Source organism: Rhizobium fabae (assembly GCF_003985135.1).
In the GTDB taxonomy this organism is placed as follows: Bacteria; Pseudomonadota; Alphaproteobacteria; order Rhizobiales; family Rhizobiaceae; genus Rhizobium; species Rhizobium pisi.
Genome location: NZ_ML133651.1, coordinates 1 through 14,858, shown reverse-complemented (window position 1 = coordinate 14,858; position 14,858 = coordinate 1). Strand labels below are relative to the sequence as shown.

Sequence of the window (14,858 nt, the reverse complement as noted above, 5' to 3'; positions counted from 1 at the left end):
CCGGCAGGCGCCGGGACCGGTTTTCAGGAGCCGCTTACTGGCCGACCTTCTCGTTCCACGTCTTCAGCCAGCCGGCGCGGTTGTCGAGGGCGATGGCAGACGGGATCAGCTTGAGGCTCTTGGCCGTTGCTTCGCCATAGGTAAGGTTGTTGGCGGCGGCTTCCGAAAGCTTGACCTCGCTATTGGCGGGACTGTCGACCAGCTTTTCGGCGAGCGTGGTCTGGATCTCGGTCGAGAGCCAGAAATCCATGAACTGCATGGCGAGATCCTGGTTCTTGGAGCCCTTGGTCAGCACCAGCACGTTCATGCCGCCGGTCTGTCCCTCCTTCGGCGTTGCCCAGGCAATGGGGACGTTGAGCTTGGTGAAGCCCGCCCAGGAGAAACGGCCGATCGGTGCTGCCCAGATCTCCTCCTGCTGCATGAGCTGCACGAGCTGCGAGGATTTTTCGTAGAAGGTGACGATGTCGTCCTTCTTCTCGCCCAGCGCCTCGATCGAGCCCTTCAGGTCCGGCGTGTCCTTGCCCAGCGCCAGGCCGAGCATATAGAGGGCCGGCGGCCCTTGATTGGTGGTGACATTCGGGAAGGCGACGTGGCCGACATATTCCGGCTTCAGGAGATCGGCCCAGGAGTCGATCTTCATCTTGTCGGAGCGATAGGCGATCGAGGTGGCATAGAAGGTATAACCGACGCTCATCCCATCGCCGTTCGGATCCTTGGCCACATCGTATAGCTTGGCGAAATTGGAAAGCTTTGCAGTGTCGACCTTGTCGATCAGGCCGGCGCGCGAGGCGGCGAGCGCATCGGCCATGGAAACGGCGGCGAGATCAACGACGGGGTTGGCCTTGTTCGCTTCCATCTTGGCCAGGCGCTCGACGCTGTTGCCGGTTTCGACCACCAGCTTGCAGCCGCATTGGGCTTCGAAAGGATCGTAGACCAGCGTCTTGAAATCGTCCTGCGCGAAGGCATAGACGGAAATGGTCAGTGTCCGCTCCGCCGCGGCTGCGCCGAGCGGCGACAGAGCGGCAATCGCCACCGAGGCGATGAGAATTCTTTTCATTTTACATGTTCTCCATCTCTGAGGTTTTTGGTGCCGGGTTCGCAGGCCCGGATGATTGGCGGACGATCAGCTGCATGGCGACGCGCTCGGTTTCCGCGGTAACGAGCATGCCCTCCCGAATGCTGTTTCTTCTGATGGTATCCACCAGCGCCGACACGGCAATCCTGGCAATCCTGTCCATGTCCATCCGCACCGTCGTCAGCGACGGCGTGACGACGGGCGACCAGATGAGATCGTCGAAGCCGGTGACGCTGACATCCACGGGGACGGTGATGCCGGCCTGCTGCAGCTCGGTCAGCGCGCGCAGCGCCTGCAGGTCGGAGAGGGCTGCGAAGGCGGTAAAGCCATGCCTGACTTTTTCGGCGAGGCCGAGCGGGCAGCCGCTGCCGATATTCTGCTCCAGCCTCTCGATCCACAACGTTTCGGAATGCATATCCGGGCGCATGCCGGAGCGGATGCCGCCGGCGCGATCGTTCTGGACATTGGATTCCTGATTGTTGCCGATGATGAGGATGCGGCGGTGGCCGAGCCCTGCGAGATGCTCGGCGATCGCTTGGCCGCCCTGCCAATGGTCGGCGGCAACGGTATTGCCTGGCGTCGAGGGGGTGTCGATGACGGCAACCGGACAGGCGGCGGAAGAAATGCGCGTGGCGCGGCGGGGGATGACGACCATACCGTCGACGCCGCGCTCGATCAGCCGATTGATCGCCTCGGTCTGGGTGGCGACATCGCCGCGGGAATCGGCAATCAGCACGCCGTAACCCGCAGCGGAAGCGGCGAATTCGATCGCCTGCGCGATCTTCGGAAACAGCGGATTGGCGATATCGGGCAGGACCAGGCCGAGAACGCCGCTGCGGCCGGTCCTGAGCGCCCGGCCGGCCTGGCTCGGGACATAACCCAATTCGGCGGCATGCTCCCGGATTCTTTCGACCAGTTGGCCGGAGACCCGGCCCTTGCCGGAAAGCGCATTGGAAACCGTGGCGACGGAAACGCCGAGCGACGTCGCTATCTTGCTGAGGTTCGGACCCGGGCGCGGTGAAGCCATGATCTAGCGCGTTTTGATTAATCGTTTAATCAGGCTTATATCAGCGACCACCGCTTGTCGAATCCAAATTCCTCTTGTGCGCAACTATCCAATGCGGAGCGGTATGAAAAAAGCCCCGCGAGACGATCGCGGGGCTCTGTATGTTCCAGAAAGGCAAAGCCGATCAGCTCTTGGCGGGCTTTGCGGGCGCAGGCTTCACTGGCGTAGCGATCTTGCCGTCGGGAGCATAGCCGCCGCCGATCGCGATGTTCAGCGAGACATAGTCCTTGGCCATCTGCTGGACGGACTGGGCAAGGCTTGCCTGGGCGAGCGAAACCTGGCGCTGCGCGTCGAGAACGTCGAGCAGCGAGGAGGCGCCGTCCTTGTAGGACGCCGTCGAAAGTTCGAGCGTTTCCTGCGTGGTCTTCACCTGGGCCTGAAGTGCCGCGACCGTTTGAGCGTCACGCCGGACGGCCGAAAGTGCGTTTTCGACCTGCTCGACCGCAGTCAGCACCGTCGACTTCCAGTTCAGATAGGCGGTCGCGGCATTGGACTGTGCCGACTTGACGTTGGCGCGAAGGCGGCCACCATCGAAGATCGGCAGGTTGAGCGTCGGGCCGAAGGACCAGGGCGTCAGGCCGCCATGGATGCCACGCTGGTTGATGTAGGACGGCGAGATCGAGCCGCTAAGCGAGATGCTCGGATAAAGCTGCGCCTGGGCAACGCCGATATTGGCCGTTGCGGCGGCAAGATCACGTTCCGCGACGCGGATGTCCGGGCGGTTGCGGATCAGATCCGCCGGGATGCCGGAGGTGATGCCGCCGCGGAATACCGGCTGACCGGAGCCCTTCAGCAATTCATCGACAAGAGCCGAAGCCGGCAGGCCGAGCAACGTGGCGATGTGATGGGCCGATATGCGGATATTGGTTTCGAGGCCGGGAATTTCGGCGAGCGTCGACTGGACAAGACCTTCGGCCTGAACGACGTCAAGACGCGAGGCGGCGCCAGCTTCAAGCTGGAACTTGGTAAGTTCGTAGGTTTCCTGGCGAGACTTCAGGTTGGCCTTCGAAAGCGCCAGGCGCTGCTGATAGAAGCGAACGTCGATATAGCTCGAGACAAGGTCCTGTACGAGGGTCAGCCTGGCAACGTCAGCCGATGCGTAAGCGGAATCGAGCGAAGCAAGCGCACTCTCCGTGTTGCGCTTGTAGAGCCCGAAGAGATCGAGCAGCCAGCTCAGCTGGACGTCGCCGGCGCTGGTGTTGCGCGTGTCGAGCTGCGTGCGCAGCTCACCCCTCTGGCCGCTGACCGTGTGCGAGCCGCCGACCGTCAGGCTCGGTAGGCCGCCGGCGCCGGCGGTGGTGACGTTTGCGGAAGCTGCATTGATTCTTTCGATCGCCTGCTGAACTGTCAGGTTCTGATCGAGGCCGGCCTTGACGTAGCCGTTCAGTCTTGAATCCTTGAAGGCGGTCCACCATGCGGCAGTGGCAACATCGCCATCACTCTTGGTCCCACCCTCTCCAAATTTGGCGGGCAATGGCATTTCAGGAGGAACATGATCAGGGCCTACGACGCAGCCCGACAATAATAACAATAATGCCGGTGTGGCAAAACGAAGAGATACCATTCATTTCATCCTGTACTCGAGCAAGTCAATTCTTGTCCGAAGCTTCATGCTTCACAATCGGCCGCCGCGCCTCGTCCCACAAAAACACACACCGAAGCAGTCGGGCGCAATGTAGCAATCGGAACAGCATTATCACAGTGCATTTTTATCACACTCCTGCCGCATTTTTGCCGCGTGTGGCAAAGATGCGTCGGATGACGACGAAAAACGACGGCACGAAGAAAATTCCCAGCATCGTCGCCGACAGCATGCCGCCGAGAACGCCGATGCCGATGGCATTCTGCGCCGCCGAGCCCGCTCCCGTCGCGATCGCCAGCGGCACGACGCCGAGAATAAAGGCAAGCGAAGTCATGATGATCGGGCGCAGGCGCAATCGCGCCGCTTCCAGCGTTGCTTCGTAGAGCCCCATGCCGCTTTCCATGCGGTCCTTGGCGAATTCGACGATCAGGATTGCGTTCTTCGCCGCCAGCCCGATCGTGGTGAGCAAGCCCACCTTGAAATAGACGTCGTTCGCCTGGCCAAAAAACGTTGCCGCCGTCAGCGCGCCGAGAATGCCGACGGGCACCGCCATGATCACCGAGAAGGGGATCGACCAGCTTTCGTAAAGTGCTGCCAGGCAGAGGAAGACGACGAGAACCGAGATCGCGTAGAGCATCGGCGCCTGCGAACCGGAAAGGCGTTCCTGATAGGAGATGCCCTGCCAGGCGACGGTGTATCCGCCGCCGAGCTGTTCGGTCAGCGCTTCCATCTCGTTCATCGCATCGCCGGAGGAAACGCCGGGTGCGGAGGCGCCGTCGAGAGGAATCGCGCTGACAGCGTTGAAGCGGGCAAGCGAAGGCGCGCCCTTCACCCATTCGGTTTTGGTGAAGGCGGAGAAGGGCACCATTTCGCCGGTTGTGTTGCGGGCATACCAGTGGTCGAGATCATCAGGCTGCATGCGGAAGGGCGCATCGCCCTGGACGTAGACCGGCTTGATCTCGCCGTTCAGCGTGAAGTCGTTGACGTCGCGGCCGGTGAAGATGATCGACAGCATCGAATTCACCGAGGCGATATCGACGCCCATGGCGCCGATCTTTTCCTGGTCGAGCACGATGCGCATCTGCGGCTCGACTTCCTTGCTGCTGCTGCGTAGCGCCACGATCTTGCCTGAGGTATTGCCCATCTGGATCAGCCGCTTGGAAGCTGCCGTCAGCGCATCGTTGCCATGGCCGCCGGTATCGACGAGATACATGGAGAAGCCGCTCGACACGCCGAGACCCTGGATCGCTGGCGGCAGGAGCGCGAAGACCTGCGCTTCGCGCATCGCAAAGAAGCTGCGCAGCGCGCGGTTGACGACCGATTGGGCGCTCAGCTGCGGATCGGTGCGCTTCGAGAAATCCTTGAGCTTGGTGAAGACGATGGCGCTGTTCTGGCCGGAACCGTTGAAGCCGAAGCCCAGCGCGCCGAACACGGACTCGACCGCGTCCTTTTCATTCTCGCGATAGTATTTCTCCACTTTCTCGACGACCGCCTGGGTCTGCTGCGTGGTCGAGCCCGGCGGCGTGGTGACGATGGTCAGCAGCACGCCCTGGTCTTCCTGCGGCAGGAAGGAGCTCGGCAGGCGGGTGAAGAGATAGGCACAGCCGGCACCGACGAGGAGGAAGACCAGCATGACGCGGATGGGACGCTTCAGCAGATAACCGATGGCCCTGACATAGCCCTTGGTCGAGCGCGTGAAGTTGCGGTTGAACCAGTCGCCGACGCGATGCTTCCTGTGTTCGCCGACCGGTTTCAGCATGCTGGCGCAAAGTGCGGGCGTCAGCACGATGGCGACGAGCGCCGACAGCAGCATCGCCGAGACGATAGTGATCGAGAACTGGCGATAGATGATTCCGGTCGAGCCGCCGAAGAAAGCCATCGGAATGAAGACGGCGGTCAGCACGAGCGCGATCCCGACGATCGCGCCGGTGATTTCGCCCATCGATTTTTCCGTCGCCTCGAGCGGCGAGAGCTTTTCCTCGGACATGATGCGCTCGACGTTTTCGACGACGACGATCGCGTCGTCGACGAGAAGGCCGATTGCCAGCACCATGGCGAACATCGTCAACGTATTGATCGAGTAGCCGGTGATGGCGAGCACCCCGAAAGTGCCGAGCAGCACCACGGGAACGGCGATCGTCGGGATCAGCGTTGCGCGCAGATTCTGCAGGAAGACGAGCAGCACGACGAAGACGAGGACGATCGCCTCGATCAGCGTATGTACGACCTTCTCGATCGACAGTTCCACGAACGGCGTCGTGTCGTAGGGATAGGTGATCTCCACGCCCGCCGGCAGGCCGCGGCCGATGACTTCAAGCGCGGAGCGCACGCGGGTGGCTGTATCGATGGCGTTGGCGCCGATCGCCAGATTGACTGCGAAGCCGGTCGATGGCTGGCTGTTGTAGCGTGAACTGCCGCCGTAGCTTTCCTGGCCGATCTCGATGCGCGAGACGTCGCTCAGGCGGACTGTCGCACCGTCTTTTTCGACCTTCAGAATGATGTGCTCGAAGTCGGCGACGGTGGTCAGCTGGCTTTGCGCGGTGATGGTGACGTTGATCTGCTGGCCGGGAATCGTCGGCTGGCCACCGAGCGAGCCGACGGAGACCTGGGTGTTCTGCGCCTGGATCGCCGATGTGACGTCGCTTGGCGTCAGCTGGTATTTCAGGAGCTTGTAGGGATCGAGCCAGACGCGCATGGCATATCCCGAGCCGAAGACGTTGATGCTGCCGACGCCTTCCAGGCGCTGGATCTGATCCTCGATCGAGGTCGACATGATGTTGCCGAGGTCGACCGAATTGCGCTTGCCGTCGGTTGAAACGAGCGAGCCGACGAGAAGGATGCTCGAGGTCGAGCGCGTCACGCTGATGCCGGCATCGATGACGTCGCCCGGAAGCTGCGACTGTACCAGCTGCAGCTTGTTCTGCACCTGCACCTGGGCGATGTCGGGATCGACGCTCGTTCCGAAGGTGAGCTGGATGCTGGCTGAACCGGTTGACGAGGTCGAGGTCATGTAGGTGAGGTCGTCAAGGCCGGTCATGCCGTCCTCGATGATCGTCGTGACCGATTTCTCGACGGTTTCGGCGCTGGCGCCGCGATAGGTGGCATTGATGCGGACCGTCGTCGGCGCGATGTCGGGATATTGCGAGATCGACAGCGTGAAGATCGCCAAGAGCCCAGCGAGCATGATGGTGATCGCAATGACCCAGGCGAAAATCGGACGTCGGATGAAAAACTTGGCCATCGGTTGTTCCTGTGCGGCTGAGACGGTGACGATGCGGGGCTTTCAGCGATTACTTCGCTGCGGGCTTCCCAGCGTCACCGGCCGCGGGCTGCTCGGCAGGCACGACCACGCCGTTGTCATTGATCTTCATCGGAACCGGCTTCACCGGCATGCCTGATGTGATCGACTGCAGGCCGCTGACGATCAGCTGATCGCCGTCCTTGATGCCTTCGGTCACGAGCCAGGAATTGTTGGAGGGCGAGCTGTTCTCGAAGGCGCGGGTTTCGACCTTGCCGTCGGCGGACACGAATTGCGCCGTCAGCCGGCCGTTGGCATCGCGGCTCGTCGCCAGCTGCGGCAACGCATAGCCGACTTCAGCGCCAAGCTCGACCGTTGCGCGGACGTACATGCCGGGCAGGACGATACGGTCCGGATTGGGAAAGAGCACGCGGATGATGAAGGTGCCTGTGGTCTCACTGACCACCTGCTTCGACATGTCGAGCTTGCCCTGCTGGTTGTATTCCTTGCCGTCTTCCAGGATCAGGTGGAAGGGGACATTGTCTGCGCCCTTGATGTTGCCTGCGGTCATCGCATCGCGCAGCTTGAGGAGATTGGTGCTCGATTCGGTCAGCGAGATATAGATCGGATCGAGCTGGCGGATCGTCGTCAGCGCCGTCGACTGGTTGGCCGAGACGACGTTGCCGACATTATAGACGGTCTGGTCGATGACGCCGTCGAAGGGGGCGATGATCCTCGTATGGTCGAGGTCGATCTGTGCGGCGGAAAGCGCTGCCTTTGTCGATTCGACTTCGGCCTTGGCCTGAAGCAGCGTCGTCTTGGCCGTTTCGAATTCGATCTGGGTCGCGCCGCTGCCGACGAGGCGCTGATATCGTTCGAGATTGCTTTCAGCGCTCGGCACGCTCGCCTCGGCCTTGGAGATTGCCGCCTTGGCCTGCTCGACGGCAGCGATATAGGGCGCATCCTCGATCTGATAGAGAAGGTCGCCTTTCTTGATCTCGCCGCCTTCCTTAAAGGCGATCTCGCGGATGAGGCCGCTCACCTGCGGCCGGATGTCGGCCGTCTGGAAGGTTTCGGCGCGGCCGGGAAGGATCGTGGTGATCGGGAAATTACCCTTCTTCAGCGTGATCACGCCGACCGGGGCCGCCTGCTGCGCCGCGCCCGCGCCGGCACTGCCGGCAGGCTTGCCGGCGTTGTCGCTGCAGGCGGCAAGCAATGCGCCGACCACCAGGGCCGAGGAGATGAGGAGGGCACGCCGTATCATTCTGAAATCCCTGTGCGTTGGCAATCGCCGTTCGATCCACGGGCTCGGCAGGGCCGAGCGCAGGCTTATATAAGCGTCAGGATTGATTTGGCCTCAAATGCCACGATCCGAATTTAAGAAAAGCTTTACGAAGTGACGTAAGTCAGCAACCGTCACTTAGCAAGCTTTATTTTGCAGTGCGGCATCCACCAGACACACGATTTCTTCGGCGCGGTGCACGAGCGTGTCCTTGTCGTCGCGGGCAATGAGGATGGGATGCAGCACGCAGGCGAGCACGTCGGCAACGGTATGTGCCGCGCGCTCTGGATTGCGGCAATGATAACATCCCTCCGCCATACCCGTGCGGATGATCTCGCCGAGCTTCTCCTCGATTCGGGCGCGATAGCGATTGCCGGCCTCGAGTTTGGCCTCGATGGTCGAAAGCACCATTTCAAAGAGGTAAGGGTTCTTCTGGATGTCCTGCAGATGGCTTTCCAGCAGACGCAGGACGAAGCGGAGCAACTGCTCCTTGGGCGGCAGGTCCTGGTCGAAAGCGGCGAAACGTTCGGTGGCGTTGTCGAGATGGCGCCCGGCGATCGCATCGACCAGTGCGACCTTGGAACGGAAATGCTTGAAAACGTTGGCGGGCGACATGTGGAGCGCTGCGGCGACATCGGCGATCGAAACCGCAACGAAACCGCGCTCGCGAAACAGCATCTCCGCCATGGAGAGAATGTCTTCCCGCGTTTCCTCGGCCTTGCGTCTCGGCCTTCTCGCCATCTGTCCCCCGCCGGGCCGAGCCCGATCCCTTTTCGGCCGATGCTAGCGCATAAGCCCGAAAACCGGAATCGATTTTCGGAAGGGATTATGCGCCAATTCAAAGTGATAGAGCGTCCTAGCGCGTCTGCCGGACGCGCGGCGCTCTATTGCGATTGGGCGAAACGCTGCAAGCCGGTGATCGGCTCGGCGCCTTCATGCATCGCCATCAGGGAAGTAGCGAGCGAGATTGTTTCGGATACGGGCTAGCGGCGTCTCGCCGCTGTCGTCGGGAACAAACCGGGTGCCGGTGATCGCCTCGTAAGCCCTGATATAGACGGCCGAGGTCTGCTCGATCAGTTCGACGGGGATCTCGGGGATTTCGTCCTTATAGGGATCGCAGCGCTCCGCCACCCAGGCGCGGACGAAATCCTTGTCGAAACTTTCCGGGCGTTTGCCGGCGGCAAAGCTTGCCGGATAGCTTTCGGCAAGCCAGTAGCGGCTGCTGTCGGGCGTGTGGATCTCGTCGGCAAGGATGATATTGCCGTCGCCATCGGTGCCGAATTCATACTTGGTGTCGACGAGGATCAGGCCCTGCTTCGCCGCCATCTCCTGGCCGCGGGCAAAAAGGGCAAGCGCGTATCGCGACAGGGTCTCCCATTGCTGCCTGGTCAGAAGGCCGCGCGTGACGATTTCGGCAGGCGTCAGCGGCTCGTCATGACCGCCGTCGAATTCCTTGCTCGTCGGTGTGATGACGGGTTCGGGCAGGATCTGGTTGTCGCGCATGCCGTCGGGCAGGCGCATGCCGTACATCTCCCGCTCACCCTTCTTGTAGAGCGTCAGGATCGAGGTGCCGGTGGTGCCGGCGAGATAACCGCGCACGACGATCTCAACCGGCAGGATGTCGAGCCGCTTTCCGATGACGACATTCGCATCGGGATAACCCAGAACGTGGTTCGGGCAGATATCCTTCGTCGCCTCGAACCAGTAGCGTGCCGTCTGTGTCAGCACCTGGCCCTTATAGGGAATGCAGGTGAGGATACGGTCGAAAGCGCTCAGCCGGTCGGTGCTGATGATGATGCGGCTCCCGTCCGGAAGGTCGTAATTCTCGCGCACCTTGCCGCGATAGTAGTTCGGCAATTCCGGGAAATGGGCTTCGGAGAGGATTCGCACGACGCTCGACTGTCCTTATGATTGGGTGAAGGTTTCCTGCTCTAGTTCCATTGCCGGCGAAGTCAAGCAGAGCCCCGAATATCGCATCACAGCCAGAAGAGAGCCAGGAGAAACAGAGCGAGACCATAACTTGTAACGGCAAGCGGCCAGCCGGCGCGCAGGAAGTCAGCGAAGCGGTAGCCGCCGATGCCCATCGCCAGCGTGTTGTTGTGATGACCGAAGGGTGTCAGGAAATCGAGCGAGGCGCCGGCGGCGACGGCAATCAGATAGGCGTTCGGCGCATGCTGGCCGGCTCTTGCGAATTCCAGCGCGATCGGGGTCAGCACGATCGCGACCGTCGCGTTGTTGACGAAGGGCGTCAGCGCCATCGCGAGGAAGAGGATGAGGGCGATGCCGATGAGTGGGTGGGCGATCGGCACGACCAAGCTCAGCCAGCCGGCAATGGTTTCGGCCGCTCCGGTGGTCGCCACCGCCTGGCCGATCGGAATCATCGCCGCGAGCATGATGATGATCGGCCAATTGAGATCGGCCATTGCCTGGCGGATATTCAGATGATTGAGCAAGGCGAGCACGAGCACGACGCAGGCAAAGGCGATATCGGGACGCAATCCGGCCGCGGAGGCGGCGACGCCGCAGGCGAAGAGTGCGAAAGGCTGCCATGAGAAGAAGGCCGGTTCGGCCGGGACTGTCGGAGCAAGCGGCAGGCACTCGCTTTCCTCTAGCGCTTCGGCAATCGCTATGCGGGGGCCTTCCAGCGTCAATATATCGCCGATCGACAGCTGCAGATCGATAAAGCGGCCCTCGATGCGCGGCGCGCGCATGGAAAGAGCGGTGACCAAGACGCCGCGGTTATGAAAGACCTCGAGCGAGCGGATGCGTGAACCCACAAGCGTGCTTTCCGGCATGACGACGCTTTCGACACGGGTAAAATCCGGATGCAGGCCATGCGGATGGTCATCGGCAATCAGCGCCTGCGCGGCGGCAAGGCCGGCGAAGACCGCGTCCGCGCCTTCGGCAAGCAGCACGTCTCCCGGTTCGATCGCCGACTGGTCGAGCGGACCGAAAACAAAATTGTCGCTGCGGATCAGCGCGTGCGGCTTGACCCCGAAACGCGACGGACACTCGGAAAGCCGAACACCGATCAGCGGCGAGACATGAGGGACGCGACGCTCGACGACGATGCGGCGCACAGCCGATGAAACCGTTGGAGGGGCTTCGTCCGGTTCCGGAAACAGACGTTGTATGCGAAGAGTGACGAGCAGAATGCCGGCGATTGCGACCGGCAGGCCGACATAGGCGAAATCGAAAAAGTGAAAGCCTGCACCGGTCGCCTTGGCGAGAGCATCGCTGACGAGCAGATTGGCCGGCGTGCCGATCAGCGAGACGAGGCCGCCGAGCAGGGCCGCGAACGAGACGGGCATAACGAGCTGGCGGCGGGGGATCATGAGCGCTGACCCGAGCCGCAGAGCCACCGGCAGGGTGATCGCGAAGGCGCCGATATTGTTCATGAAGATCGAAATGAAGCCGGCAAGCAAGGACGTGCCTGATATGACCTTGAAGTCCGAGAGCCTTGCGGCCGCGAAACGGGCCGCCAGACTGTCGAAGAGCCTGGCGCGCGCCAGCACCTGGACGATCAGCAGGATCTCGACGACGGTGATGACGACGGGACTGGCGAAGCCCGTGAAAATCTGGTCGGCCGGATAAAGACCGAGCGCGTGGCCGGCAAGCAGGCCGGCGATCGAGACGATCTCGATGCGGAAACGTTCGAGCGAAAAGAGGATGAGCATCGCCAGCAGAAGGATCAGCAGGGATGCTTGCTCGAGCGACATGGGCGGATCCGGTGGTTCATCGATCACGCGGACTGTAGCCGTTCTTTATCCGCTGTACAGGGCGCCGGTCCGCAAAGATGGAACAGTCCTCACGTCCTGCTTGAACTTCGTTGCGCCTGCCACCGGCCTGCGGCATTCCGCTCCAGCATGGGCGTTGCGAAGACGCCGACCGTGCGTGCCATCCATTGCGGCCCGGCGGCCGCCAGCCTTTCGCGCCAGCGCTCCGATTGCAACATGGCGGCGCCGATGACGACCGGTTCGATACCGCAAGCCGCCAGAAGATCAAGGCCTGCAACGATCGAGGCGCCGCTGGAAATGACGTCGTCGATCAGCGCGACGCGCCGTCCCTCAAGCAGCGGCAGCATGCGCGGATCGATATAGAGGCGCTTCTGTTGCGTCGGCGTGGTGATCGAGGACAAAGCGACGGAGAGTTCGTCGCGGTACCAGAATTTGCGCGAGGTGCCGAGCGGGATGTAGCGGCCGTGGCCAAGCTTCTGCGCAAGGGCGGCGGCGAGCGTCAGGCCGAGTGTCGGCAGGCCTGCGACGATATCGACGTTCATCGGCCTGATCTTTTCGGCGAGGCTTTCCGCCAGTGCATCGAGGACGTCGAAGCTCGCCTGATTGACGATCAGCGAGGCGAGGGCATGATCGCCATCATCAAGCACCCGGATCGGCAGGCGAAGCTGGCGGCCGTCTTCCAGCGCGGCGACATAGAAGGAGGTGAACTCTCCCGCGTCGACAAAGCTGCCGGGCGGGTGAATCTCCTGCCAGAAGTCGTGCGGCGCGATGTCCGGGACGCCGGTCAATTGCGCCTCATCCTCTCCATGCCGGCTCGGCGGCGCAGCGCCTGCAATTCCGCTTCGCTTAGCGCGCGGACGGCGCCTTTCGGCAGTTCGCCGAGTTCCAACTCGCCGATCGCGACGCGCACGAGGCGAAGGCACTCGGTGCCGAGCGCCTCCAGCATGCGGCGGATCTGGCGGTTGCGGCCTTCGTCGAGCTCGACCTCGATCCATGAGTTCCTGTCGCCTTGGCGCAGGCGCCGCGCGGCGGTTGCCGTCAGCAATTCGCCGTCGTGGCGGATGCCTGACATCATGGCGGCAAACGCCTCGTCGTCCATGATGCGGTCGATCTGGACATGATAGGTCTTCGTCACATGCGTGACCGGATCGAGCAGGATTTGGGCAAATTCCGTGTCGTTGGTGAAAAGCAGCAGGCCCTCGCTTGCCTTGTCGAGCCGGCCGACCGGGGAGAGATGCGGAATGTCGAATTCCCTGAGGCAATCATAGACCGTTGGCCGGCCTTCGGGATCGTGGCGCGTGGTGACGAGACCACGCGGCTTGTTGAGCATCAGGTATATTTTCGTCTCGGCGGCGATGACCAGCCCGTCGACGCTGATCTTTGCGGTGGCAAGATCGACCCATGCGGAGACATCGCTGACGGTGCGGCCGTCAACGGCGACGCGGCTTTCGGCGATCAGCCGTTCGGCCTGAGTGCGGGAGCAATAGCCGAGCTTGGAAAGGGCGCGGGGAAGGGTGACCCGCTTAGCCGCGGCATCGTCAGCGGACTTTGTCCGCGCGCGCGTTTTGTGCGGTGGCCGCCGCTCTCTCATCTGCCGTCCCTGTCCTGTCTCGATGCCATCTCTTGGCACGAACAGCGCGAGGATTCCAGCAAGGTAAGAAAAAACCGGGGGGATAGCGGATGCCGCAACGAAACGTCAGCGCTTCGAGGAAAAGCGCTGTCAGACATGATGGAGGTTGCCCTGCCTTAGCGGCAGGCCATGAAGCCGGCCAGTTCCTTGCGGCTGACGACGATACCGGCAGCGGCCTTGTCGGGGTCGGGATGTGTATAAGACAGGCTCGGCATTTCCGGCAGTTCGAGTGCCTGACGCATATTCATGATACCGACCGCGTAACGGCCGTTGGCGCCGTCGACGCTGACTTCAATGATGCAGTTGGCCCTCTTGTTATCCATTGTAGTCCTCCCTTCGTTTTTTATATTCCCACCACTTGCATTAAAAATTGGTTTTTCTGAGACATAAGCATTTACGCACCCTGCCGAAAAATGGATCGGCGGGTGCGTAAAAAAGCTCGTTCTGGATGGATTTGGCGTTTAGCGCCACCAATGGCGGGGCTGGGGCTGCGAAGCGCCGGAAAGCAGATATCCGGCGAGGAACCCGATCGCGCCTGCAAGCGCCAGCGCAGTCGTCGTCGCTGCCGCGTGCTCGCGGGCAGCACCCGCGGCGGCAGCCCCTTCGGCCTTGATCTGGGCGACGGCGTTTTTTGCGCGGGGCAGGGCATCCTCGTAAGCCTTGCCGGCGCGGCCGCGCACCTCGTAATAGGCTTCGGCGCCCTGAGCGGAAATCATCTTCTGCAGGCGCGATACTTCCTGCTGAAGCGCGGCAATGTCCTTGCTCACAGATGCTCTGATGTCTTCGGTATTGGCGGCCATGTCGGTCTCCTTTCTTCAATGGGAGAGACAACACCTCAAACGGTGATAGGTTCCGAAATGCGGGCCGTTGATTTGTGACGGAAATTTAAAGCGCGCCGGTCGGAAGCGATTTAATCCTTCATTAACCATAAATTCGCTCAAGGCGCTGTTTTTTAGGCACCTTTCGGCCGCTGAGGATGCGGTTTCGATGAATTTTTGACCGGCTGATAAAGGAATTTTCGGGACTCCGACCCGAAAAGGCAGCCTGTGGATAACGGCGAGCGCCAAAAATCCTTGCCGAATCAACCTGTTACAAAAATGTCAAAAAACTTTGTTTTGGTGTGTTGACTGTTTGGGAGGGTTAGTTCTATAAGCCCACTCACTGAACGAGGGCGGCGGCGCTGCTGGCGACGAAGTCTTTCGTTCTAAAGAAACTCAAGCGGATTGGCGATTGCTGGTTTGTGTTCTG

The 14,858-nt window shown here is 61.5% G+C and carries 12 protein-coding genes; all 12 read right to left on the bottom strand.

What is annotated here, in order from left to right:
• Positions 1 to 34: 34 nt before the first annotated feature.
• The 12 genes from EFB14_RS15590 to EFB14_RS15535 all read right to left on the bottom strand — a co-directional run bounded on the left by EFB14_RS15590 (position 35) and on the right by EFB14_RS15535 (position 14,410).
• Positions 35 to 1,057: an ABC transporter substrate-binding protein gene (locus tag EFB14_RS15590; protein WP_126826711.1), complete on the bottom strand. Its 1,023-nt coding sequence runs from the start codon at positions 1,055 to 1,057 to the stop codon at positions 35 to 37.
• A gap of 1 nt (position 1,058) precedes the next feature.
• On the bottom strand, positions 1,059 to 2,102 hold the full coding sequence (locus EFB14_RS15585; protein ID WP_126826707.1) for a LacI family DNA-binding transcriptional regulator: 1,044 nt from the start codon (positions 2,100 to 2,102) through the stop codon (positions 1,059 to 1,061).
• Between the two features lie 163 nt (positions 2,103 to 2,265).
• Positions 2,266 to 3,705, bottom strand: coding sequence for an efflux transporter outer membrane subunit (locus EFB14_RS15580; RefSeq protein ID WP_126826704.1), 1,440 nt, complete (start codon positions 3,703 to 3,705; stop codon positions 2,266 to 2,268).
• Positions 3,706 to 3,853: 148 nt separating this feature from the next.
• Positions 3,854 to 6,964, bottom strand: a complete 3,111-nt coding sequence (locus tag EFB14_RS15575; RefSeq protein ID WP_126826701.1) for an efflux RND transporter permease subunit — start codon at positions 6,962 to 6,964, stop codon at positions 3,854 to 3,856.
• A 49-nt stretch (positions 6,965 to 7,013) separates the two neighbouring features.
• The gene (locus EFB14_RS15570) at positions 7,014 to 8,225 is read right to left on the bottom strand and encodes an efflux RND transporter periplasmic adaptor subunit (protein WP_126826699.1); all 1,212 of its coding nucleotides are present in this window, start codon (positions 8,223 to 8,225) and stop codon (positions 7,014 to 7,016) included.
• Positions 8,226 to 8,381: 156 nt separating this feature from the next.
• Complete coding sequence (locus EFB14_RS15565; RefSeq protein ID WP_126826696.1) at positions 8,382 to 8,984, bottom strand: TetR/AcrR family transcriptional regulator; 603 nt, start codon at positions 8,982 to 8,984, stop codon at positions 8,382 to 8,384.
• A gap of 192 nt (positions 8,985 to 9,176) precedes the next feature.
• Entirely contained in the window at positions 9,177 to 10,133 is a 957-nt protein-coding gene (locus EFB14_RS15560; protein WP_126826692.1) for a phosphoribosylaminoimidazolesuccinocarboxamide synthase, read from the bottom strand.
• Between the two features lie 86 nt (positions 10,134 to 10,219).
• On the bottom strand, positions 10,220 to 11,962 hold the full coding sequence (locus EFB14_RS15555; protein WP_126826689.1) for an SLC13 family permease: 1,743 nt from the start codon (positions 11,960 to 11,962) through the stop codon (positions 10,220 to 10,222).
• An 89-nt stretch (positions 11,963 to 12,051) separates the two neighbouring features.
• The gene (locus EFB14_RS15550; RefSeq protein WP_376772344.1) at positions 12,052 to 12,750 is read right to left on the bottom strand and encodes a phosphoribosyltransferase; all 699 of its coding nucleotides are present in this window, start codon (positions 12,748 to 12,750) and stop codon (positions 12,052 to 12,054) included.
• A 14-nt stretch (positions 12,751 to 12,764) separates the two neighbouring features.
• Positions 12,765 to 13,571 carry a pseudouridine synthase gene (locus tag EFB14_RS15545; protein ID WP_126826683.1) on the bottom strand — a complete coding sequence of 269 codons (807 nt, stop codon included), beginning with the start codon at positions 13,569 to 13,571 and terminating at the stop codon, positions 12,765 to 12,767.
• Between the two features lie 155 nt (positions 13,572 to 13,726).
• Positions 13,727 to 13,933 (bottom strand): hypothetical protein, encoded by a 207-nt coding sequence (locus tag EFB14_RS15540; RefSeq protein WP_125847235.1) that lies wholly within the window; start codon positions 13,931 to 13,933, stop codon positions 13,727 to 13,729.
• A 138-nt stretch (positions 13,934 to 14,071) separates the two neighbouring features.
• Positions 14,072 to 14,410, bottom strand: a complete 339-nt coding sequence (locus EFB14_RS15535) for a hypothetical protein (RefSeq protein WP_125847237.1) — start codon at positions 14,408 to 14,410, stop codon at positions 14,072 to 14,074.
• Between the last annotated feature and the right edge of the window lie 448 nt (positions 14,411 to 14,858).